This window comes from Planktothrix serta PCC 8927, from assembly GCF_900010725.2.
Lineage (GTDB): Bacteria > Cyanobacteriota > Cyanobacteriia > Cyanobacteriales > Microcoleaceae > Planktothrix > Planktothrix serta.
This window is the reverse complement of sequence record NZ_LR734876.1, coordinates 96,769-120,048: the sequence shown is the minus strand read 5'-3', so window position 1 is coordinate 120,048 and position 23,280 is coordinate 96,769. Positions and strand designations below refer to the sequence as shown.

At 39.5% G+C, this 23,280-nt stretch carries 21 protein-coding genes and 2 pseudogenes; 15 read left to right on the top strand and 8 right to left on the bottom strand.

Going from position 1 to position 23,280, the window contains the following annotated elements; all coding sequences use genetic code 11:
* Window positions 1-75 precede the first annotated feature (75 nt).
* The 6 genes and pseudogenes from gpmI to PL8927_RS16455 all read left to right on the top strand — a co-directional run.
* Window positions 76-1,674, top strand: coding sequence for a 2,3-bisphosphoglycerate-independent phosphoglycerate mutase (gene gpmI / locus PL8927_RS16480; protein WP_083623633.1), 1,599 nt, complete (start codon window positions 76-78; stop codon window positions 1,672-1,674).
* Window positions 1,675-1,749: 75 nt separating this feature from the next.
* Window positions 1,750-1,977, top strand: a complete 228-nt coding sequence (gene secG, locus PL8927_RS16475) for a preprotein translocase subunit SecG (RefSeq protein WP_083623631.1) — start codon at window positions 1,750-1,752, stop codon at window positions 1,975-1,977.
* 82 nt (window positions 1,978-2,059) lie between these two features.
* Window positions 2,060-2,806, top strand: coding sequence for a matrixin family metalloprotease (locus PL8927_RS16470; protein WP_231506042.1), 747 nt, complete (start codon window positions 2,060-2,062; stop codon window positions 2,804-2,806).
* Window positions 2,807-3,598: 792 nt separating this feature from the next.
* Window positions 3,599-3,868, top strand: a complete 270-nt coding sequence (locus PL8927_RS16465) for a hypothetical protein (protein WP_083623628.1) — start codon at window positions 3,599-3,601, stop codon at window positions 3,866-3,868.
* Window positions 3,869-3,873: 5 nt separating this feature from the next.
* A complete protein-coding gene (locus PL8927_RS16460) occupies window positions 3,874-4,146 on the top strand; it encodes a type II toxin-antitoxin system VapC family toxin (protein ID WP_197047447.1) in 273 nt (90 codons plus the stop codon).
* Window positions 4,113-5,024, top strand: a pseudogene (locus PL8927_RS16455) (NB-ARC domain-containing protein); the annotation flags it as partial. The gene PL8927_RS16460 and the pseudogene PL8927_RS16455, both read left to right, overlap by 34 nt.
* 30 nt (window positions 5,025-5,054) lie before the next feature.
* On the opposite strand, the gene mnmG reads toward PL8927_RS16455, so the two are convergent.
* Window positions 5,055-6,971 (bottom strand): tRNA uridine-5-carboxymethylaminomethyl(34) synthesis enzyme MnmG, encoded by a 1,917-nt coding sequence (gene mnmG, locus PL8927_RS16450; RefSeq protein WP_083623620.1) that lies wholly within the window; start codon window positions 6,969-6,971, stop codon window positions 5,055-5,057.
* 137 nt (window positions 6,972-7,108) lie between these two features.
* Between mnmG and PL8927_RS16445 the strand changes: the two genes are divergently transcribed.
* Together PL8927_RS16445 and PL8927_RS16440 are read left to right on the top strand one after the other, a co-directional pair.
* Entirely contained in the window at window positions 7,109-7,363 is a 255-nt protein-coding gene (locus tag PL8927_RS16445; RefSeq protein ID WP_083623616.1) for a helix-turn-helix domain-containing protein, read from the top strand.
* The gene (locus PL8927_RS16440; RefSeq protein WP_083623612.1) at window positions 7,344-7,943 is read left to right on the top strand and encodes a PDDEXK family nuclease; all 600 of its coding nucleotides are present in this window, start codon (window positions 7,344-7,346) and stop codon (window positions 7,941-7,943) included. Before PL8927_RS16445 ends, PL8927_RS16440 begins: the two co-directional genes overlap by 20 nt.
* On the opposite strand, the gene PL8927_RS16435 is transcribed toward PL8927_RS16440, so the two are convergent.
* Both PL8927_RS16435 and PL8927_RS16430 read right to left on the bottom strand, forming a co-directional pair.
* Window positions 7,940-8,818: a DNA-methyltransferase gene (locus PL8927_RS16435; protein WP_083623609.1), complete on the bottom strand. Its 879-nt coding sequence runs from the start codon at window positions 8,816-8,818 to the stop codon at window positions 7,940-7,942. The two genes, PL8927_RS16440 and PL8927_RS16435, sit on opposite strands and share 4 nt — an antisense overlap.
* A gap of 64 nt (window positions 8,819-8,882) precedes the next feature.
* A complete protein-coding gene (locus PL8927_RS16430) occupies window positions 8,883-9,038 on the bottom strand; it encodes an FAD-dependent oxidoreductase (protein ID WP_231506041.1) in 156 nt (51 codons plus the stop codon).
* Between the two features lie 97 nt (window positions 9,039-9,135).
* Here PL8927_RS16430 and PL8927_RS16425 point away from each other — a divergent pair, with 97 nt between their 5' ends.
* Window positions 9,136-9,912, top strand: a complete 777-nt coding sequence (locus PL8927_RS16425; protein WP_083623606.1) for a DUF3800 domain-containing protein — start codon at window positions 9,136-9,138, stop codon at window positions 9,910-9,912.
* Window positions 9,913-10,171: 259 nt separating this feature from the next.
* Here the strand turns inward: PL8927_RS16425 and PL8927_RS16420 are convergent.
* Window positions 10,172-10,405 (bottom strand): annotated as a pseudogene (locus tag PL8927_RS16420) (FAD-dependent oxidoreductase); the annotation flags it as partial.
* 77 nt (window positions 10,406-10,482) lie between these two features.
* On the opposite strand from PL8927_RS16420, the gene PL8927_RS16415 reads away from it, so the two are divergent.
* Entirely contained in the window at window positions 10,483-11,715 is a 1,233-nt protein-coding gene (locus tag PL8927_RS16415; RefSeq protein WP_083623602.1) for a GTPase, read from the top strand.
* A 76-nt stretch (window positions 11,716-11,791) separates the two neighbouring features.
* On the top strand, window positions 11,792-13,117 hold the full coding sequence (locus tag PL8927_RS16410) for an AAA family ATPase (RefSeq protein ID WP_083623598.1): 1,326 nt from the start codon (window positions 11,792-11,794) through the stop codon (window positions 13,115-13,117).
* Window positions 13,118-13,127: 10 nt separating this feature from the next.
* Here the strand turns inward: PL8927_RS16410 and PL8927_RS16405 are convergent, their stop codons facing one another.
* The 4 genes from PL8927_RS16405 to PL8927_RS16390 all read right to left on the bottom strand — a co-directional run bounded on the left by PL8927_RS16405 (window position 13,128) and on the right by PL8927_RS16390 (window position 19,522).
* Complete coding sequence (locus tag PL8927_RS16405) at window positions 13,128-14,045, bottom strand: sensor histidine kinase (RefSeq protein ID WP_083623595.1); 918 nt, start codon at window positions 14,043-14,045, stop codon at window positions 13,128-13,130.
* 133 nt (window positions 14,046-14,178) lie between these two features.
* Complete coding sequence (locus PL8927_RS16400) at window positions 14,179-14,778, bottom strand: L-threonylcarbamoyladenylate synthase (protein WP_083623592.1); 600 nt, start codon at window positions 14,776-14,778, stop codon at window positions 14,179-14,181.
* 113 nt (window positions 14,779-14,891) lie between these two features.
* On the bottom strand, window positions 14,892-16,397 hold the full coding sequence (locus PL8927_RS16395; RefSeq protein WP_083623590.1) for a NupC/NupG family nucleoside CNT transporter: 1,506 nt from the start codon (window positions 16,395-16,397) through the stop codon (window positions 14,892-14,894).
* A gap of 326 nt (window positions 16,398-16,723) precedes the next feature.
* Window positions 16,724-19,522, bottom strand: a complete 2,799-nt coding sequence (locus PL8927_RS16390) for a cation-translocating P-type ATPase (protein WP_083623588.1) — start codon at window positions 19,520-19,522, stop codon at window positions 16,724-16,726.
* 225 nt (window positions 19,523-19,747) lie between these two features.
* Here PL8927_RS16390 and PL8927_RS16385 point away from each other — a divergent pair, with 225 nt between their 5' ends.
* From PL8927_RS16385 to PL8927_RS16370, 4 genes are all read left to right on the top strand, one after another.
* Window positions 19,748-20,524 carry a LemA family protein gene (locus PL8927_RS16385; protein WP_083623587.1) on the top strand — a complete coding sequence of 259 codons (777 nt, stop codon included), beginning with the start codon at window positions 19,748-19,750 and terminating at the stop codon, window positions 20,522-20,524.
* A gap of 262 nt (window positions 20,525-20,786) precedes the next feature.
* A complete protein-coding gene (locus PL8927_RS16380; RefSeq protein ID WP_083623585.1) occupies window positions 20,787-21,332 on the top strand; it encodes an LptA/OstA family protein in 546 nt (181 codons plus the stop codon).
* 22 nt (window positions 21,333-21,354) lie between these two features.
* Complete coding sequence (lptB, locus tag PL8927_RS16375) at window positions 21,355-22,083, top strand: LPS export ABC transporter ATP-binding protein (RefSeq protein WP_083623582.1); 729 nt, start codon at window positions 21,355-21,357, stop codon at window positions 22,081-22,083.
* Window positions 22,080-23,258: an LptF/LptG family permease gene (locus PL8927_RS16370; protein WP_083623580.1), complete on the top strand. Its 1,179-nt coding sequence runs from the start codon at window positions 22,080-22,082 to the stop codon at window positions 23,256-23,258. Before lptB ends, PL8927_RS16370 begins: the two co-directional genes overlap by 4 nt.
* Window positions 23,259-23,280: the final 22 nt, after the last annotated feature.

Here is a 23,280-nt window from a genome sequence, read left to right as displayed (position 1 = left end):
TCACTGGTGAGGTATTGACTCACGATGGTATGATCGAGTCGGCAATCACCACAACAAACGAAAAGGTAACTTGGCATGGCACCAAAGTCTGTATCTCCCGTTGTACTGATCATTTTAGACGGATGGGGTTATCGTGAACAAACCGACGGAAATGCCATAGCCGTTGCAAACACTCCTGTAATGGATAGTCTATGGACAGCTTATCCGCGAACCTTAATTCGCACCTCCGGGAAAGCGGTGGGTTTACCCGAAGGTCAGATGGGAAATTCAGAAGTCGGTCATTTGAATATTGGTGCGGGACGCATTGTTCCTCAAGAGTTAGTGAGGATTTCCGATGCGGTCGAAGATGGCACCATTCAAAATAACCCCGCACTGTTACAAGTTTGTCAACAGGTTTTAGAGAAAAATAGCAAATTACACTTAATGGGTTTATGTTCCGATGGTGGGGTTCACTCCCATTTAGACCATTTAATCGGACTTTTAAATCTAGCAAAAGCTAAAAATATTAGAGATGTTTGTATTCATGCCATCATGGATGGTCGAGACACTAATCCTAAAGATGGGATTAAATATATTAAGCAGCTTCAAGACCAAATTGATGCGATTGGGATCGGTCGGATTGTAACTATTAGTGGCCGTTACTATGCAATGGATCGAGATAAACGCTGGGATCGGGTTAAACAAGCTTATGATGTCATGACTACCGATGGCGAAGGTAATGGATTATCGGCTGCTGATGTCATGTTATTGTCCTACACCGAAGGCATTAACGATGAGTTTGTGCTTCCTTCTCGAATTGCGCCTGGAGCGGTGGAAGCCGAAGATGGGGTGATTTTCTTTAATTTCCGTCCTGACCGGGCTAGAGAGTTAACTCAGGCGTTTGTAGATGCCAATTTTTCCGGGTTTGAACGTTCCTATATTCATCCCTTAAGCTTTGCAACTTTTACCCAATATGACCCCCATTTTCCCGTTTTAGTCGCCTTTGAACCTCAAAATCTTAACAATATTCTCGGACAAGTGATCGCTGAACAGGGGTTAAAACAATTGCGGACGGCGGAAACGGAAAAATATGCTCACGTCACCTATTTTTTTAATGGCGGTTTAGAAGACCCCTTTCCTGGGGAAGACCGAGAATTAATTCCTAGTCCTTCGGTCGCAACTTATGATTTACAGCCGGAAATGTCGGCGGCTGAAGTCACGGATGTGGCGATTGAAGGAATTGAAAAGGGAATTTACTCGCTGATTGTAATTAATTACGCCAATCCTGATATGGTCGGACATACGGGGATGATAGATGCTGCGGTGAAAGCGATTGAAACCGTTGATCACAATTTGGGGTTATTGTTAGAAAGTATTAGTCAAGCGGGAGGAACGGCGATTATTATTGCTGATCATGGTAACGCTGAATATATGTCCGACGCGGAAGGAAATCCTTGGACAGCCCACACAACGAACCCCGTTCCCTTTATCCTAATAGAAGGGGAAAAACGCAAAATTCCAGGTCACGGAACTGATGTTCCCTTACGCACAGATGGCTGTTTAGCGGATATCGCCCCCACGATTTTGCAAATTTTGGGGATTCCGCAACCGCCAGAAATGACAGGTCGTTCTATGATTGAATCCGCCGCTTATGATGTTCGAGAAAATCGGAGTCCGGTGCGGATGCGACTGTAACTTATTTCCCTAAAAAATATAGTAGGGAACAGGGAACAGGAAATAGGAATTCGTTCAAATTATCAACTTTTTACCATGATTACTCAAGTATTACAAGCAATTTGGTCTTTATCGGCTGTGGGGATTATTATTTTAGTCTTACTCCACAGTCCTAAAGGGGATGGAATTGGCGGTATTGGTGGACAAGCTCAACTCTTTACTAGCGCTAAAAGTGCTGAAACAACCTTAAATCGAATTACTTGGATGTTAGCAATTATTTTTATGGGAATGACTGTTATTTTAAGTGCAGGTTGGATCAAATAATCAGTTATCAGTTATCAGTTATCAGTTATCAGTTATCAGTGAAGACTTCATAGTCAATTAAACTAATGTTATAGCAACGGACATGGCTATTAGGACAAAATATCAGCGTGTCATTCGAGCGAAATTGGGAATCTATGCCCTAGGCGGAATGGCGACTGCTATAATAATAGTTCTGATCATTTTAATTAGCCAAGTTTCAACTATTGCGACTGACGATAAAATTCCGTTTAAACCTCATCCTTTACCCGAAAGTTTAGCAAATTGGCAAGATTTAACGAATAAAGGTGATTATTTCGATCAAATTGAACCCGCTAACTTTGGTTATTTAGTTTTTTCAAAATTTCCGATTAAAGTTTATATTGAAAATCCTGATTCTCTTTCTAGCTGGAAAGAAACCGTTTCATCTGCTATTTTAAAATGGGATAATTATTTACCCTTAAATTTAGTTGAACAACCCCAAAATGCTGATATTAAAATTATTAGAAAAAATCCTCCCCTAGACCCCCAGAAAAAACGGGCGAGTTCCGCAGAAACCCGTTATCAAATTTCTGTTAAAAATACCCCTGAAGGGTTTCCCTATTTATCCCATCGCTTCACAATTTGGTTAAGTCCGACCCAAACCGGACAATATATTGAAGCCGCCGCCCTTCATGAATTTGGTCATGCGTTAGGAATTTGGGGTCATAGTCCCGAACAAACAGACGTGATGTATTTTTCCCAAGTTCGAGAACCCCCGCCAATTTCCGTTAGAGATATTAATACTTTAAAACGAATTTATCAACAACCCACTCGTTTAGGATGGTCTATATTAATCGCTCCAAACACTTAAGGTCTGGTACAGAATGACCAGACCTTAGCGTTAGAATGTAAACTAAGTTGACTCAAGCAGATTTCAGGTAAGTTAGATAGAAAAATCAAGATACTCAGCTAACGTGGACAAGATATTGCAACAATTCCAATCAGGAGTATTGTACTAGCAAAGTCGATACAGACCTTTTTTATGACATTGACCCCGAAGCTAACTAAATCATTATTGTTTTACAGCCTCAAGCGAGTCTTAGACCCTCTACAACGTCAACTTTTTTGGTAGTTCACATTGCCACTGACGGCGTTGCAATTGGATTAAAGCACGACGGACACAAGCTTTTAATCCGGGGGTTGTTATCAACGTTGGTGTGTTGTTGATTTGTGTCCTATGACTATTAACATAACATAAGTTTCTGGGTTGCCAACCCTAATTTACTAAATTTGACACTCTTTAATATTCCGTAATAATTCATCAAACCTTAGATCCCGATCTCAACGATAGTTTTATAGTTTTGTTAAGCTGAAAACCCCTGATTACAGCTTTGATCAGATCCCCCTAAATCCCCCTTGAAAAGGGGGACTTTGATCTCCTGTCCCTGCTTTTTAAGGGGGGTTAGGGGGGATCATTGACTTGAGATCAGAGCAAAAGAATTCGGGTTTGAGTGCTTACTTTTAGCGCGATTGTTGACGGACTTTAATCTGAATTAATTTTACTCCGGCTGAAATGCGATGGACTACGCCCACCCGAAGGCGATCGCACTTTTGGAAAATCAATAGGTTATCATACTAGATATTTAATGGGTTAACAGTTAACATGGTTTCCAATCAATTACTAGAACTAGAAAACTTTATTCATCAATTATCTGTAGAAGATAAGTTATGGTTATTAGGACAAATTATGGTACAACTCCGACAAGTCTCTGAAACCATTAATGATAGAGACAAAGCAGCAGATATTCAGTATGATCCCACTGTTAAACCGATCTGGGAAATTGCTATCCAAATTGGAGCCAATATTCCTGAATCTGAATGGGAAAAAGTGCCAAGTGATTTGTCAAAAAACTTTGACCTTTATCAAGGTTAGGGAGAATGAGACGAGTTTTTGCGGATACGGGTTATTGGGTTGCTTTGCTAAATCCTAAAGACGAATTACATCAGAAAGCACGAGATATATCTAAGCAGATGGATTCGCTTTATATTTTTACCAGTGAAATGGTTTTAGCAGAAGTTTTGAATGATTTTTCTAAAAGGGGCGCGTTTTTTCGTCAGGCTGCGATTGAGTTAATTGAAAGTCTCTATAACCATCCTAATGTGACAGTAATTCAGCAACCGGATTATCGGGTATGGGTAAAACAACCCTAGCGAGACAACTGGTAGAACAAATCGGAGATAACTTTGATTGCATCCTGTGGCGAACTCATCGCAAATTCCCGACCCTCAACGCCCTCAAAACTAACCTCATCGAGTTTTTCTCCCCAACTCCACCGACCGAAAATCCATCAATTATCAACTATTTACACTCCCGCCATTCCATCCTAGATGATTTGCGATCGCACCGTTGCTTAATTATCCTCGACGATTTCCAAGACACCTTAACCCCCCGTCAATTCGTCGGAAATTATCTCCCAGAATATCAAGACTATGGTAAACTGTTAACTGAAATTGGCAGATCTCCCCATAATAGTTGTCTGCTCCTCCTCAGTTGGGAACAACCCATCGAAATCGCCAACTTAGAAACCGAAAACCGCTATTGTAAAACGCTACAACTTCAAGGTTTAGGTCAAGCCGCAACACAACTTTTAGCGGACAGAAAACTCACAGACCAACACAAATGGCCAGAACTGATTCAACGTTATAGTGGTAACCCCCTGTGGTTAAATATCATTGCTTCTACGATCAAAGATTTATTTAATGGTAGTGTTGAGCAATTTTTATCCTATAAAACTACATTTTTAGGAGATTTAGAACCTTTGATTAAACAACATGATCAACGGTTATCCGAATCTGAACAACTTCTGATGTTGTGGTTAGCGAACCAAGATAAAACAGTCAATATTTTGAGTAAACCTACAGAATTTTCATCTGATACCGATTTTTTAAGGGCTATACAATCTTTGAAAAAACGGGGTTTAATTCAACAGGTCAAGAACAGTAAAGAATCTTGCTGGAGTCTTGAACCTGTGATTAAAGAATATATGAAAAACCAATCTCGGAGTGATAGTAACTTTCACAGAGATTGACTGTTGGTGAGTGCGATTTATTATATAACATTAGGAATTTAGACTCACCGCTTGTTGACGATTTCGCACTTCTAAATAAATCAACAACGCATTAATATCAGCCGGGTTAACCCCTCCAATTCTCGACGCTTGACCAACGGTTAACGGTTTAACTTTCATTAACTTTTCTCGCGCCTCCATCGACAAGGTTTCAATTTTCATGTAATCTAAATCTTCAGGTAAAGCTCGGTTAGATTGGCGACTAACTTGGTCAATTTGGTTTTGTTGGCGTTGCAGATATCCTGAATATTTAATCTCGATTTCTGCTCCTTCTTTTTCCACTTGATTAAGATTAAGATTGCCTAAATTATACTTTTCTAAATCAACGTAATGGAACCCCGGACGGCGCAACAAATCTGCTAAGGTAATTGACCCTTTAATCTTTTGTTGGGTGTCATTAAAAATAGAAATTCCTACTTGATCATTTTCCTTAATTCGAGTTGAGTATAACCGTTCTTTTTCTGCCAGAATATTCTCTTGCTTCCGTTGAAATAACTCCCAACGACGGTGATCAATTAACCCAATTTCTCGACCCAAGGGCGTTAACCGTTCATCCGCATTATCAGACCGTAATAATAACCGATATTCCGAGCGACTCGTTAACATTCGATAAGGTTCTCGTAAATCTTTTGTACACAAATCATCAATTAACGTTCCGACATAACTTTGTTCCCGCGAAAATACAATCATCTCTTGATGTTTGACAAATCTCACCGCATTAATTCCCGCCACAAAACCTTGGGCTGCTGCTTCTTCATAGCCCGTTGTGCCATTAATTTGTCCGGCACAAAATAACCCCTCAATTTTCTTCGTCATCAACGTTGGATAACATTGAGTTGCGGGTAAATAATCGTATTCCACCGCATAAGCTGGACGCAACATTGCACAATTTTCTAACCCCGGAAGACTTCTTAACATTTGCAATTGCAAAGTTTCAGGGAAACCCGTTGAAAATCCTTGAATATACAACTCAGGAATATCTCGACCTTCCGGTTCAATAAAAATCTGATGACTTTCCTTATCCGCAAACCGAACAATTTTATCTTCAATACTCGGACAATAACGGGGGCCTTTTGAATCTACCCAACCGCCATAAACCGGAGATAAATGCAAATTTTCTCGAATAATTTGGTGAGTTTTAGCAGTGGTTCGAGTCAAATGACAACACATTTGTTCCCGTTCAATTTGTACTTCTGGGTCGAAACTAAACCAGCGAACTTCTGTATCTCCCGGTTGGGGTTCTAATTTAGAATAATCTACAGAACGTTTATCAACTCGCGCCGGAGTTCCGGTTTTTAATCGTCCGGTTTCAAACCCTAAACGGTTGAGAGTTTCTGTTAACCCAATAGCCGCAAATTCTCCCGCTCGTCCCGCAACCATTGATTTATTACCAACCCAAATAATACCACCTAAAAATGTACCCGTTGTTAAAATAACGGCTTGACATTTAAAAGCAACTCCAAAATAAGTTTCAACCCCAATAATTTCTTGATTTTTACCTAAAATTAAATCCGTCACCATCCCTTCTCGCACGGTCAAATTATCCTGATTTTCAATAATATTTTTCATCACGGCGGCGTATTCCCGTTTATCGGTTTGAGCGCGTAAAGCCCACACCGCAGGGCCGCGAGAAATATTCAGCACCCGTTTTTGCAAATAGGTACGGTCGGCCATTTTGCCAATTTCCCCACCCAAAGCATCGATTTCATGGACGAGTTGGGACTTAGCAGGGCCTCCAACAGCCGGGTTGCAGGGTTGCCAAGCGATTTTATCGAGGTTGAGGGTTAAGAGCAGGGTACGGCTTCCCAAGCGTGCGGAAGCCAGTGCCGCTTCACAGCCTGAATGTCCAGCACCGACCACAACAATGTCAAATTCATCTAAAAATTCTACTGAGGATGTTAGGGTCATCGTTTCTATTGGATAGCAATATATTTTCTTTAATCTTAGCGATTCTTTGAAACAGTCTCGTAGTCTGCATACTATAGTCTGAAGATTTATAGTTCATAACGTCTTAGGATGATTTTTGTCTAGTTATTTAGCAAAGCGTGACTTTAGCAAAAGTCTTTGGAAAAGTATTAAAGCAAAGGCGAGAATTTTTGAATTTAAGTCAGGAAGAACTGGCTTTTGAGGCGGGTTTACATCGAACTTATATTAGTCTTTTAGAAAGAGGAGTAAAATCACCGACTCTGAATGTTTTGTTTCGACTTGCTGAAGCTTTAGATATTCCAGCATCCCAGTTTATTCAAGAGATTGAAGTTCAGTTAAAAACTTTAGAACTTTATGAAGATTCCGAAGATTAGAATTTTATCCCATTCATTAGAAACCTTAACTAATCCCATTTATATCCAAGCGAAAAAGCAAGTTGAAAATGCTATTCAACAAGTGGACTGGCCCGTAGGAACTGGAACTTTTTCAGTTTATCCTGAAAGTGGAAAAAAAAGAGGACAAGGAAATGGTGTCAAACCTATTAAAGATAATTTTATAAAGGATTTAAAAGATCAAGGTTGGTTAACAGAGTTAGCCATAATCATTGGTTTGGGAAAAGTTGACGCAGTTTTGACAAGTGAGGGTAAAATCGCTGTTGCTGAGTGGGAAACTGGAAATGTTTCCTCAAGCCATCGTTCTTTGAATAAAATGGCATTTGCAATTCAGCAGCAACTCATTATCGCTGGATTTTTGATTGTTCCCTGCCGAAATTTAGCTAAGTATTTAACTGATAGAATTGGGAATTATGAAGAATTAGAACCATATTTTAACTTTTGGTTAAATAGTATTGCATCCTATCCTGGGGTTTTAGTTATTTTAGGAATTGAACAAGATGAAATCAGTTTTGATGTTCCTAGAATTCCTAAAGGAACAGATGGACGTGCTAATAACTAACCCTCAACATAATCATTATTTTTATGATAATGTAGATTTTCTTCGGTTAACCGTTCAATAATCACATCACAATTTTGGATTTCCATTCCGATCCAATGGCGACCTGTCGCTTCACAAACGGCATAGGTTGTTCCACTTCCACCAAAGGGATCAATGATTAAATCTCCGGGTAAACTTGACATTTCAATGACCCGATCTAAAATCTTGGTTGAGAGTTGATTAGTTGTCCGTTTTTTACTTTTAAATTTCCAATGACGGACAGGAGGAATGTCTGTCCAAACATCGGTTAAATTGACTCCTAATGGGTTCATGGCATGACGATGACCGCCATAATCTTTAATTTCACCCCCACAATGACGGCAAGTTTCTATGGGAGTTCTAATTTTACGGAATACGTTTGGCTTGCCTTTTGTATAATATAAAAGACTATAATGGCTAGGATATAATCGCCCTGGAATCGGTAAACTCGATTTTTGACTAATAGTAATCCAATGTCTAAAAGTTAAACCCTTATTCATTAAATAAGAGCCTAACAACATATTCCATTTAGGTAAATTGTAAATAAATAAACTGCCCCCGTCTTTAAGAATCCGGCAACATTCATCCAGCCAAGTATAACACCAGTTTAGATATTCACTATCTTCGAGGCTATCATCATGCTTTTTGCCATATTTTTTCCCTAAATTAAAGGGAGGATCAGCAAAAACAACATCAGCTACACTGTTATTGATCTGTTTTAAAAGTGGTAGACAATCTTCTTCAAAAAGAACGCCCTGTTTTGAGATGAAGCAAGGTTCTTGTTTCATCTGATTAAACATATAGTTTTGATAAGGAAATTGATTAGGACTTTTAAATTGAAGATAAAGTTGCTGCATGATGATTTTATTAATGATCAATACTATTCTATCAAACTAAAAAACACGATTGATCCAGCCGTGGTTAAAGCATCGACTTCATGGACGACAGGGCCTCCAAGAGCAGGGTACGACATCCTAAGCGTGCTGTCGCCAGCGCCGCTTCACAGCCCGAATGTCCGGCGCCGACCACAACAATGTCAAATTCATCTAAAAATTCTACTGAGGATGTTAGGGTCATAAATTGTACACAAATATGGCTTAATCTACTGTTTAATTGTAGCGATTATATTAACCAATGATAAAATTTATTAGCCCAGTTAAGTATAAACAGTGGAATGATATTATTTTACATTGATGAGGGTGGAACTGGCTGGAAGGATCAAGAAACTAATTTCTTTTTTCTAGTTAGTCTTGCTGTTCCTGCATACTGTGTGCCAGAAATGGAGCGAGAACTACATTCACTAAAACAGAGTTGGTTATCTGGAGGTAAGCTGACAGACTGGGAACTTAAGGGACATGATATTTGGCAGGGAAAGGGCAAATTTAAAAACGTTAATCAAGAATATAGATTCAAAGTTTTTCTACAACTTGCTCAAAATTTAAGTCAATCTCAGTCTTCTATCTTTGCTATTGTAATCAATAAAAAATTAATTATAGACAAACAAAAACAAATTAATAAAGACGTTGAACGTTATATTGAAAATGATGCTGATTTATATCAATTGTCTTTTAAAAAAATGCTAGATATCTTAAACTATTTTCTCAAAACATCAAATCAAATAGGGATTTTGTTGATGGATTCTCGTTCAAGTTCTCATAATTCTGTCCAAGATGGAAGACTGGTGAAAGTCTATGAAGATTGGATAGAATTACAAGAAGAAACTCCTTGTTTTATAGAAAAGCCCTGGTTTGGCTTCTCAGAGTTTTATACAGGTTTACAGCTTGCTGATTATGTAGCATATTTGTTGGCTCGTCGAGTCAACGAAAAGAAGGAAATTGCTTCTCAGAAGTTGCAGGAAGCTTTTGATTTATTAAAATCCAAAATTTATCTCCTTCAAATTCCTGATTCTCCCATCAATTTTGAAGACGATTTACATGACAAGTCATCTTAAAATTCAGAACCGCGATTGATTTAATCGCGGTTCTTAAAATCATGTTGATGTCTACGATCAACAGTTGTTTTTAAGCTCAACAGGCGCACAGCATTTCAACTGTACCATGCCCCCCCGTGCAGTTCGGGGTACCTGATAGATACCGAGGCGCACAGCATTTCAACTGTACCATGCCCCCCCGTGCAGTTCGGGGTACCTCTGAAGTATATGGACTAATTGTAGTATAATTATAAAATTTTGTCAACAACTGTTGTCATGCTTTGCCAATTTCCCCGCCCAAAGCATCAATTTCATGGACGAGTTGGGACTTGGCAGGGCCTCCAACAGCCGGGTTACAGGGTTGCCAAGCGATTTTATCGAGGTTGAGGGTTAAGAGCAGGGTACGACATCCCAACCGGGCCGCAGCCAGCGCCGCCTCACAGCCAGAATGTCCAGCACCGACCACAACAATGTCAAATTCATCTAAAAATTCTACTGAGGGTGTTAGGGTCATGGGTTAGGTTAAGGTTTTATAGACTTATTTCTTGATTTTAGCGGTTAAAATTAATATCATCTTAAATTAGTTACTGTATGTCTGAAGTTAAAAATCATCCAATTGAACCCTCGGTTACAGCACTGAAAAAGTTAGTTTCCTCTATTCCTGATTGGTTTCCTGGTAAACAGGACATCAACAAATATTTAGATGAAGTTCTTGATTTGATCCTAGAAATGCGTCCTCCTCGTATCATGGTTGTTGGTCGTTGTAAGTCCGGTAAATCATCTCTAATTAATGCTATTTGTGGAAGAAAAGTAGCTGAGGTAAGTATGATTGAGCCTCAAACTGGACAGGCTCAATGGAAAACTTACTATAATCAGTATGATGGTAGTGAAATTCTTCATATTTTAGATACAAGAGGTCTTCAAGAAGATAAAGATCCTTTTGAGAAAGATTCAGCAAAAACTCCTCTTAACAGTATTTTGAATGCTGTGAATCAATATTCTCCTGATTTAATTCTCTTTCTTTGTAAAGCCAGCGATGTTAATGTAGGAGTTAAAGAAGATTTACAAGCTCTTGATGAAGTATATCAAGTAATTTATAAAAAATATTCTCGCAAAATTCCTTTAATTGGTGTGTTGACCCATTGTGATCAGTTAGTCTATGGCCCAAGGTGGGAGAAACTGGATAATCAGGCTAAACTTGATCTGACGCGACCCTCCGAGACATCTCTAAGGAATCATCTAGTTTTGTACAAAAATTACAAAGCTTACTTTGAGAGATCTATTGATAGTATAAATGTTGTTCCTACTGTTACTTATGCGGAGTATTATGAAGGAGAAGGTGCGGAAATAGATCCAGAGTCGGATGGAAGATGGAATATTGAAGAATTAGTTAAAGAGATGCTTAAATGTCTTCCCAAAGAAACAACTGTCTCGATTTTAAAAACATCAAAAATCAAAGACTTTCAACGTAAGCAAGCTATTAGTGTAGTTGATACTTGTTCTGTTTTGTCTGGGGTGATTAGTGCGAATCCGATTCCTGGAAGTTCGTTCCCAATTATTGGAGCTATTCAAACAATGATGGTAACTTTTATTGGATACTTAAGTGGACGTGATCTTTCACCAGAAACAGTAGCAGATTTTATTGCAACAGCAGGCGCAGGTTTAGGTGCTAATTGGGGATTAACTACACTGAGTGGAGAAGTTGCTAAACTTATACCTGGCTTTGGTAGTATAATTTCCGTAACAATTAATGCTGTGGCAACTAAGGCGATAGGAGATCTAGCAATTAAAATTTTTATTGATCAAGAAATTCCTGAAAAATAAAAGTAGGAATTAATTTACACTATCATAAAAATAATGATAGTGTAAAGTTCTTTCAGTTAAGCGTTCAATAATCACAATGCTAAAAAAAATACGTTTAGAACGATTTAAAAATTTTAAAGAAGCTGAATTAACTTTGGGTAATTTTACAATTTTAGTGGGGACTAATGCCACAGGTAAAAGTAATATTGGTGACGCTTTACGTTTTTTACATGGAATTAGTCGAGGTTATAATTTAGCTGAAATATTAGGGGAAAAGTGGGGACAAGGAGGTTTTTTAGAATGGGAAGGTATAAGAGGAGGAAAACAGAATATTACTTTTCAAAATTTTCCAACTTTTGCTATAGAAGTAACTTTATATTTTCCTGAAGAATTTGAATGTGATGAAGCAGGAAATTTGATTGTTAAAACTCAAGATAAATATGAATTAATCTATCGCATAGAGGTTAATCCAGGAATTAATGGTAAATTGCCAAAGCTTGTAGAGGAAAGTTTATATTATCAAAAATCTCTTAAACTTAAAATTGAGAATTTACCTAATAATTCTGGAAAAATGTTACTTCAGATATATGAGGATTCAGAAACTAAGAAAATCATAGAATTTCCAACAAAAGCCGATAAACCCCTACTGATTGATAGTGACTTAATAAATAACATCTTTAGTGAAAATGAAATAAATAAAAGTATTTCTCACGATATAGATTTTTATATTAATGAAGTTTTAGACGAATTAAGTCATTTACAATTCTTAGATTTATTTCCTGATGCGATGCGAAGACCCTCTAACCCGGGTCAAAATATTTTAGGCGATCGCGGAGAAAACTTATCTTCAGTATTACAAGGAATTTGTCAAGATCAAAACCTTAAAATCGGTGTATTAGAATGGTTAAAAGCATTAACCCCAATGGATGCGACGGATTTAGAATTTGTTACAGATATAACGGGTAAAATCTTACTGGTATTAATAGAAGCGAATGGTCAAAAAATCCCAATTATTAGTGCATCCGATGGAACTTTAAGATTTTTAGCTATCATTGCAGCGTTATTTAATGAATCTGATGATTTACCTAATTTTAGTTGTTATTTTTTGGAAGAATTAGATAACGGTCTTCATCCCACCCGTTTACATCTTCTCATAGAATTAATTGAAACTCGTGTTAAACAAACTAACTTGCAAATTATTGTCACAACCCATTCCTCGCAACTGCTAAGATTATTAAGTTATGAGACTTTACAAAATACCTCTTTAACTTATCGCTTAGAAAATCAACCCGATGCCAAAATTAAAAGAATTTTTGATATCTCACCAGAAACAGAAACTTTAATTAAAGAACAAAGTTTAGCCCGTCTTCATGAGTCAGGATGGTTAGAAAATATTATGGAATTTTCTCAGGAGGATGAATAGTTTATGTGAGTTAGGGTTTGGCTAAAGGGATCGAACATTGAGTCCGATTAAAATTAGAATCTTCACCCTCAGAAGGAATAGCTAAAACCTCTAAACGTCCATTCATTAAACTCAATAAAGTTTGATTCATCAATAGTCGCATTCCTGGGGATAATGTGGCTTGATCTGGAGGAGTTTGATCCTTTTCTAAGGTTGATTTTAATAAATCCCAAGACTCACTCCAAGCACTGATCGGACGCTGATCATCAACCCAAATGTGAACAAATCCTGTCTCTGGGGAAGAATGTGCAGAAACATTCACGCTTCCCTCAGTCATTTGAGCAATTGCTGTATCCACTAAACTAACTAAAACTTGTCGCAGTCGGGGTAAATCTGCCAGAACATAAATATTATCATCAGGGGGTTCAATTTTTAATCGAATACTGCGATTTGCCGCCTGAATACAGGTTAAATCTTCTACCTCATCCATGACTTTTACTAACTGAATGGCATGAATATCCATTGTGTCTGTACCATATTCAGTTTTAGCCACAAAAATTACTTGATCCAATAATCCCACCATTTTCAAGGCTGAAGCGTGAGCGTGTTGGATAAATTCTCGCTCCTCCTCTGGACTTTCGCACAGATCCGAGATAATCAGTTGCAATGAGCCAATCATACTATTGAGAGGCGATCGCAACTCATGGGACGTCCGCGCCAAAAACCCCGCTTTAAATAAACTCATTTCCGATGCCATCTGATAGGCGAGTTGAGTTTGTTTTAATTGATAAGACAGGGTTTGCACCTGTTGTTGATCAGTGATATTTTGGGGAGAGTCATCGATGGCAACGGGTTCGGGCGATTTTGTTCCTTTCCCCGGCCATAGCTGATTTAGGGCGATCCCTAACCCCAACCCAAAACCTAAATATAGAAATTCGCTCCAACCCATTTCAGTTATCAGTAATCAGTAATCAGTTATCAGTGTAAGAGTTGATCAGTTATTGGTCAACAGTAAACAGTTTAGAAAGTTTAGAAGCTCGGAGTTAATCAACAGATTAGTATTTATTTATTACTTCTTTTCTTTACTGATTACTGATTACTGAAGCTCCCTGTCGCAAGATTTTCCATTCACCATTGCTTTGCCATTTCGCCACCGTTGAAGGGATAGTCGATGGGGTGATTGTTGCCTCAAATTCTGAGGAAAACAAGGTTAATATATCGGGAAATTGAGTATTAATTTCAGCCGTTGTTAATAGGGGGGGTTGTCCTGATAAATTAGCACTGGTGGTTGCCAGGGGGCCAGTGCGGGCTAAAATGGATTGAGCGATCGCACAATTAGGAACCCGTAACCCAATCGTAGAGGGATCAGTCGGGTTGATCGCCGGGGAAACTTTTTCAGAAGCGGGTAACACTAAGGTTAACGCACCCGGCCAATATTGTTGAGCAATTGTTTGCCAAATCAATAATTCCTCAACCGTTCCGTTAACATAAGGCCATAAAGCTTCCGGTGTTGCTCCCATTAATATTAACGGTTTATCCTGACGGCGTTGTTTCGCCTGAAAAATTAATTCAGCTTGATCAGGACGGGCGGCTAAAGCGGGTACAGTATCCGTCGGAAAACTCACTACAACTTCTCCAGAAATCGCCGCCTTAATTAACACATCAATAGAGACTTGAACCATATTTTTGATAATTCAGTTAGAATGATTCAGTTTTTTCGCCTGATTCGAGAAAATTGGGGAGTCAAATTGAGTCCCCAATTTTGTAAAATCACACAGCCCTGCCCTGCTCTGCTTTAAGATTTAGGGGAGGGTGAAGTTGTCGATTTTGGAGAAGGAAAAGCTTTAGGAGAGGGACTAACGGTAGGGGCGACGGTAGGGACGGGTGAAACGGTTGTATTGGGGGCTGCGGGAGTGCTAACGGCCGGAGTTGCAGCCGGATCGCCCATAATACTGGGGTTTCCATTATCGTAGAATCCCGCTAAACAAGCAATCATCATCGTGGCTAATGTTCCGGCGAATAAGGCTTTCCAACCTAATTCGGAAATATCTTTCCGGCGCGAGGGAACTAAACCGACCATTCCGCCCACAAAAATCCCCACTGAAGCAACATGAGCAAAACCGGATAAAGCATAACTAACAATTAACACGGTTCTAGGGGTAATTAATCCTTCTTTGGCGGCTTCTGCTAAGGCTTGATAGGGGGGAATTGCTGTTTCTAATAAGCGACGACCAATAATTACTGAAGCTGCCCAAGAGTCATCAAAGGAAACTCCTGTTAAAATGGTTAAAGGATAAAAAATAAATCCCAAAATATTCGCTAAAGTCAGGACTTGAAAAACATCTCCCACTGGACTCGGTAACAGACCTAACCACGCTGAAAATTGATTGACTAAAGAAACTAATCCCAAAATTAAGATTAAAACCGCAGCAATAGCAACGGACATTTTTACCCCATCTAAGGCTCCAATAATCGCAGAATCTAGGGGGCTAACTCGTTCCATGAGTTCACCGCCAACAGTTTCTAATGGGGGGTTTTCACCTTCATGGGTAACTAAATTCTCTTCTTTTCTTTCTTCTGGCAGTTTCCCTAATGTTAGGGGTTTGTCGGTTTCAGGAACTAATATTTTAGAAACCACAAAACAGGCAGGAATTGCCATAATAGAAGCCGAAACTAAATGCCCTAAAATATTCGGAAAAACAGGTTTTAAGAAACTGACATAAATGGCGAGAGTTGATGAAGCAGCCGTCCCAAAACAACAGGTTAGAATAGCACACAGTTCGGAACGGGTCATCTTTTCTAAGTAGGGCTTGACCACAATGGCGGCTTCAATTCCGACAAAGATATTGGCTGCACCGCTTAAAGCTTCTGCCCCACTTAAGCGCATCGTTTTATAGAATAACTTGGCAAAAACATTCGTAACAACTTGAATTACACCTAAGTTATATAACAGTGCCATTAAGCCAGAGAAAAAGATTACCGTTGGTAAGGCTCTAAATGCAAAAATATAGCCTAAATTGATATCTGGCGTTTGTCCTGGAAGGGGAACAATATTTTTTCCAAAGACAAATCTAGCCCCTGTATCAGCAGCATAAAATAAACTATCGAGAAGACTACTAAACCATTCTAAAGCGGTTCTAGTGGGAGGAAACAGGAATACAAGAAAGGCTAAAAACAACTGTAAGCCAATCCCTAAACCCATTGTTCGCCAAGGAATAACTCGTTTATTTTCTGAAAATAACCAAGCAATAAAGCAAATGCCAAAAATTCCCAAAAATGAAATTAAATTTAGGTAACTCATAATCAGTTATCAGTGATCAGTTATCAGTCAAGTCAGTTATCAGTCATCAGTGATCAGTGATCAGTTAAGAGTTAAGAGTTAAGAGTTAGGAACATTGTCTAACAGTTGTTTCCTGCACTGATAACTGGTAACTGATCACTGATAACTGATTATTGGGTTAAGGGACAAAACCCAATTAGCAACGAATGCCCTTGGTGAACAATAGGGGGTCATGTGTGAGTTATTGAGTGCAACGCTACCACTAACCCTGTCAAACGTCAATGTCAGTAAGCCCAAAAGAAAAGGTTTCTAGTCCTTATCTAGGGGGTTAAATCAAGATTAATCCTTTATAAACCCGAATTTTGACGACGACGAGAAAACCATTTATAAACCAGTTTTTCCATTTCAATCCAGATAAACATTAAGGCACTAAAACCCAGACAGATTGATAATTCAGTAAAATTTAAAAAGTGAGTTCCAAAGAAACTTTGTAAGGGCGGAACATAAATCAAGAGTAACTGAAGAATTGTGGTTAAGCCAACAGCAGCCCAGAGATAAAGATTAGTAGCGGGATTCATTTGTATCGTCAATTGAGTATCGGAACGTACTGCTATTGCATGACCCATTTGGGCTAAACATAAAGTTGTAAACACCATTGTTTTCCAACGTTCGGGATTACCATCGCTTTGAGCATGGTTATAAGCCCAAATCATCAAAATAATTGTTAAAATTGAGAAAACAATTCCAATTCTAATCATATATAACCCTAATCCGCGTGCAAAAATACTTTCACGGGGATTATAGGGAGGACGTTGCATCACCGCAGGTTCAGCAGGTTCCATGGCTAAGGCTAAAGCAGGTAAACCATCAGTAACGAGGTTCATCCATAAAATTTGTAAAGGGGTTAACGGCACACCCCCGCCTAAAAGAGGAGAAGACGCAATTACTAACACTTCCCCAATATTACTACCGAGAATATATTTAACAAAACGGCGAATATTACTATAAACAACTCGTCCTTCTTCTGTAGCAGCAACAATGGTGGCAAAGTTATCATCTAATAAAATCATATCACTGGCTTCTTTACTAACATCGGTTCCGGTAATTCCCATCGCAATGCCAATATCTGCCTGTTTTAAAGCGGGAGCATCATTAACACCATCCCCCGTCATGGCGACAAATTCACCATTCTTTTGTAACGCTTGAACAATGCGAAGTTTATGTTCAGGAGAAACCCTAGCGTAAACACTCACCTGTTCAACTTGTTGTTCTAATTCCGTTTGAGAAAGTTTCTGTAATTCTTGACCTGTTAAACTCAGAGCATCTGATGTGGCAATCCCTAAATCTTGAGCAATTACTTTCGCGGTTAATTGATGATCTCCAGTAATCATTACCGGACGAATTCCCGCTTCTCGACAACGTTTAACTGCTTCTCGAACTTCAGGACGCGGCGCATCTAACATTCCCACTAATCCTAACCAAACTAATTCCTGTTCGGCGGTTTCTTCATTGCCTTCTTCAGGTAATCTTGTTAAAGATCGAGAGGAAAATCCTAAAACTCGTAATCCTTTTCCGGCCATTTCATTATTTTGGTCAAGAATTCGTTGACGGTCAGCTTCAGTTAAAGAAATGATTTTATCACCCACGAGAACAGAATCACATTCAGCTAAAATTAACTCCGGTGATCCTTTCGTAAACATCGCAAATTCTGCATCAGATTCACAAATCACACTCATGCGCTTGCGTTCTGAAGAGAAAGGGATTTCAGCAACACGAGGGTTTTGTTGATTTTGAGTTTCTCTAAATAAACCGACTTTTCCCGCTAAAGATAATAACGCTCCTTCTGTGGGATCTCCTAAAATAATCCATTGATTTTTATCTTGTTGCAGTTGAGCATCATTACATAAAACACAGGCATTTAAAATGGGTTGTAAAACTTCAGAAGCAGGAGAGAGGGTGCTATTTTCGTCAGAGGTGATCAATCGTAATTCCCCAACCGGATCATATCCTTCTCCGGTGACTTGAAACACTTCATTTAAGGTATAAACCGATTGCACAACCATTTTATTTTGAGTCAGAGTTCCGGTTTTATCTGAACAAATAGTTGTGACAGAACCCAAGGTTTCCACCGCCGGAAGTTTACGAATTAACGCATGACGCCGTACCATGCGTTGGGTTCCAATGGCTAAAGTAACTGTTACCACCGCCGGTAAACCTTCGGGAACAACGGCCACCGCCATACTCAGGGATACTTCTAATAAATCTTCTAAACTACTAAAATTCCCGGTTCTAATGACACCCCCGATGACCACCAAGGCGACTAAGGCTAAAGACCCACTGACCAAGACATTCCCTAACTGAGTCATCCGTTGTTGTAGGGGAGTGGGTTCAGTTTCTACCCCCTGGATCATTTCGGCAATGCGTCCGAGTTCCGTTGTCATTCCGGTATTGGTGACAATCACTTGTCCCCTTCCCTGGACAACTTCCGTCCCCATGAATACCATATTAAGGCGATCGCCTAAAGTCGCATCTTCGGGTAGTTCTACATTGGGTTTTTTGATCACCCCTTCGGCTTCTCCCGTTAAAGCGGCTTCGCGGACTTGCAAATTCTGAGCTTCAATTAAACGACCATCGGCCGGAATTTGCACCCCAGCTTCGAGAAACATGATATCCCCTGGAACCAGTTCTTTGGCTGCGAGTTCTAGCATTTTACCGTCTCGCACCACCCGGACTCTCGGCGAAGACATCCGTTTAAGGGCAGCTAAGGCTTGTTCTGCACGGCTTTCTTGGAAATAGCCCAACATCCCATTCAAAATCACAATCGCAAAAATTGCAACCGCATCCTTGGGAAAACTACCCTTTCGGAAATCAATAAAGGCAGATACAATAGCGACAGCAATCAACATCACGAGCATAATATTCGTGAACTGATCCCATAAAATCTCCAAGGGACTGCGACCTGCGCTTTCTTTTAATTCATTGAGACCATACTGTTCCTGTCGTTGAGTCACCTGCTGTGGGGTTAACCCCGTTTCACTGTCTGTATCGAGTACCTTGAGAACTTTGTCAGCAGCGAAGGTGTGCCAAGTTTTGATGGGGTCTAAGGTCGAATCAGAAGACATTGATGAGGATGCGGGAGATACCATTGTCTACGTCCTAAACGTTCCGGCTAATCTACTTTAATCAAATCATAGGTGATTTGTAGGATGTGTGGAAACCTACACCTGATCCCTATTCAGGTCTGTCCAGAGGAATTAATACTTATTACCCTTTTAAAAAAGCCTTTTTAAAGGAGATTAACACTTTTTAATTCCTATAAAAATATCCCATTTTAGGGGTTTAAATTCTAAAATTGATGGGGAGGAACTTTCATGAACAATCCCGAAAACTCTAAAATCCCTGAAGAGATTGCATCTGAAGTCTTAGAAGTTGCATCTCGAATGTATTCTGAAGCTAATAATAGTTATTCTTTAGAAACGTTACAACAAGCGGGAAAAGAAGTTTCAATTCCACCGGAATTCATTGAAAAAGCAATTCAAGAAGTTCGAGAAAAACATCAAATAGAAGAACAGAAAGGTCTGGAATCTAAAAAACAACAGAAAGTTTTTACTCGAATTGCGATCGCCGTAGCCGGATTTTTAATATTCTGGAGTATTTTAATTTATAATTCGATTGCCAGCCATAAACAAAATGTTAACGCATCTTGGGCGCAAGTGGAAAACCAAATGCAGCGTCGGGCCGATTTAATTCCCAATTTAGTTGCTGTTACCAACGCCCAAGCTAAACAGGAAAAAGAAATCATTCAACTGCTAATTCAATCGAGGGAATCTTATTTACAAGCCAATTCTATCCCCGAAAAAATAGCAGCCAGCACTCAAATTAGTACGGTTATTCAACAATTGAATCAATATGCAACCACTAACCCCCAATTGCAATCTTCCCAAACTTTTAGTAATCTTCAATATGAACTCGCCGGAACTGAAAATCGCATCGCCACAGAACGCCAGCGTTATAACCAAGCCGTCCAACGTTATAATCAATCCCTACAAACTTTTCCTAATATTTTGATCAGTTCTCTGTTCAATTTTCAAGAACAACCTTATTTTCAAGCTGAGGATAAAACTGTTCCTAAAGTGAATATTCAGTAGGGGGACAGGGAAGCCAGGAGATCCTTCGCAAGCTCAGGATGACAGCCTATAGGGTTTGTAAGCGTAACGCAGGCATCCTAACAGCCAACCGTCGCAAGCTCAGGGTGACAGCCTGTAGGGTTTGTAAGCGTAGCGCAGGCATCCTAACAGCCAACCGTCAACAATCGAGTACAATAGGCACACAGGCTTATGAGATGTCAATTTCAGCGTTCCTGGCTCAATTGCATCACCCAGTCACCGTTTTAGAGTTTCCAAGGTCATAATGCTGATTGCCAAACTGTTAAATTCAATCACTCTCCCCTTGGGGTTCACACTTCTGTTACCCTTTGCTCTAATCAGTAGTTTTGTTACAGATAGCATGGTGAGTTCCTCCCCTAGCTATGCCCAAAATGCACCCCCAGCTAAGAACGCTGTGGGACGGGCGATGACCGTTCGGTCTGATATTCAAGAAGCGGATGCTCAAACGGGAATTGTTACCGCACGGGGTAACGTCCAGATTAACTATCCCGCCCGCAGTATTCAAGCAACTGCTGCCCAAGCCCAATATTTTAGTCGAGAACGCCGCATTGTCCTGAGTGGGAATGTGTTTGTTTTGCAGGAAGGCAACACAATTCGAGGGGAAACCGTCACCTATTTGATTGATGAAGGACGATTTATTGCTTTACCTCAAGGAGGCGGACAGGTAGAATCGATGTATTTAGTCCCCGATGAAAGTGCCAGTCCTAAAAATGCTACGGTTGAACCTTTTAATCCTAAACCTGCCTTCAAAACCCCGTTAAGTTCACCTTCAGCACCGCGTACTCCTTAAATGATTTCTGACAAATTCCGTTATGAAAATAGTGCTGGAGAATATTCACAAATCCTACCGGAAACGCACCGTTGTCAGTCGAGTTAATCTCTCTGTTTCTCAAGGGGAAATTGTGGGATTATTAGGGCCTAATGGTGCTGGTAAAACCACAACATTCTATATCGCAACGGGGTTAGAAAAACCGACTCAAGGGAATGTTTATCTCAATGAACTGGATATTACCCATTTACCCATTCATCAACGTGCTCGGTTAGGCATTGGTTATTTAGCTCAAGAGGCGAGTATTTTCCGCCATCTCAGTGTCAGGGATAATATTTTATTGGTGTTGCAACAAACCCGTGTTCCTCGGTATTTGTGGCAAAAACGTCTCCATACCCTGTTGCGGGAGTTTCGTTTAGAAAAAGTTGCCTCAACTTTAGGCTATCAAGTTTCTGGGGGAGAACGACGACGGACAGAATTAGCCCGTGCTTTAGCGGCGGGGTTAGAATTGCCTCAGTTTTTACTCTTAGATGAACCTTTTGCTGGAGTTGACCCGATTGCGGTTTCTGAAATTCAAGAAATTGTAGCTCAGTTACGCACTCGCAATTTAGGAATTTTGATTACGGATCATAACGTCCGAGAAACCTTAGCGATTACAGATCGAGCTTATATAATGCGAGATGGACAAATTTTTGCATCAGGAACCGCCGAAGAACTCTACAATAATCCTCTAGTGCGGCAGTATTACCTTGGCGACAGTTTTCAACTATGAAAATCACTCTTCCTAAGCCCTTCAGTTCTGGGAAATTTATCCCGCCCTCTATTTCGATTTTGGATCGATATTTAATCCAAGAATTAATTCCTCCCTTTGTGTTTGGAGTGGGATTATTTAGTTCGGTTGCCTTAACAGTTGGAACGGTTTTTGACTTAGTTCGACAAGTGGCAGAATCGGGTTTAGCAGTGGCGATCGCGGTGGAAATTTTTCTATTAAGAATGCCTGAATTTATCGTTTTGGCATTTCCAATGGCGATGATTTTAAGTACGTTAATGGTTTATGGTCGTTTATCCAGTGATAGTGAATTAATTGCCCTGAAAAGTTGTGGAATTAGTTTATATCGCTTGGTAATTCCTACATTGATTTTTAGTTTATTAATCACGGGTTTAACTTTTGCTTTTAATGAAGTGATTGTTCCGGCGGCTAATTATAAAGCCTCTGTCACCTATGAACAAGCGTTAAATGAAGGCAACCTTCCCCTTCAGGAAGATAATATTTTTTATCCCGAATATGAGAAAATCAAAATAGAAGGAACCGATAAAAAATTTAGTCGCTTAGTGCGGTTATTTTATGCCGAAAGATTTGATCGGGGTCAAATGTTGGAAGTGACGATTTTAGATCGTTCCCAACCGGAATTAACTCAAATTATTTCTTCCAAATATGCCAATTGGAATTTTGCCCAAAAAACCTGGGATTTTTTTAATGGTACGATTTATATTGTTAATCCCGATGGTTCCTATCGTAATATTGTTCGGTTTGATCATAAACAGATTCAACTCTCCCGAACTCCCCTGGATTTAGCATCCCGAAAACGAGATTTTGATGAGATGAATATTGCTCAAGCTCAAGATTATTTAAAATTAATGAAATTGAGTGGTGATCAACAAAAAGTTATTAAAACTAAAGTTAGAATTCAACAAAAATATGCTCTCCCTTTCTCCTGTGTTGTCTTTGCTTTATTGGGTATTGCATTAGGAAGTAGACCCCAAAGTACCAGCCGAGCCACCAGTTTTGGGATTAGCGTTATCGTTATTTTCGGATATTATTTACTCTCGTTTATCACCGGAGCATTCGGTCAAAAAGAAATTCTTACCCCCTTCTTCGCGGCTTGGTTGCCGACATTTTTAGGGATTGGAATTGCAAGTTTTTTATTAGTTCGTTCGTCTAAGTAGAAATTCGGTTTTTTCGTACTTA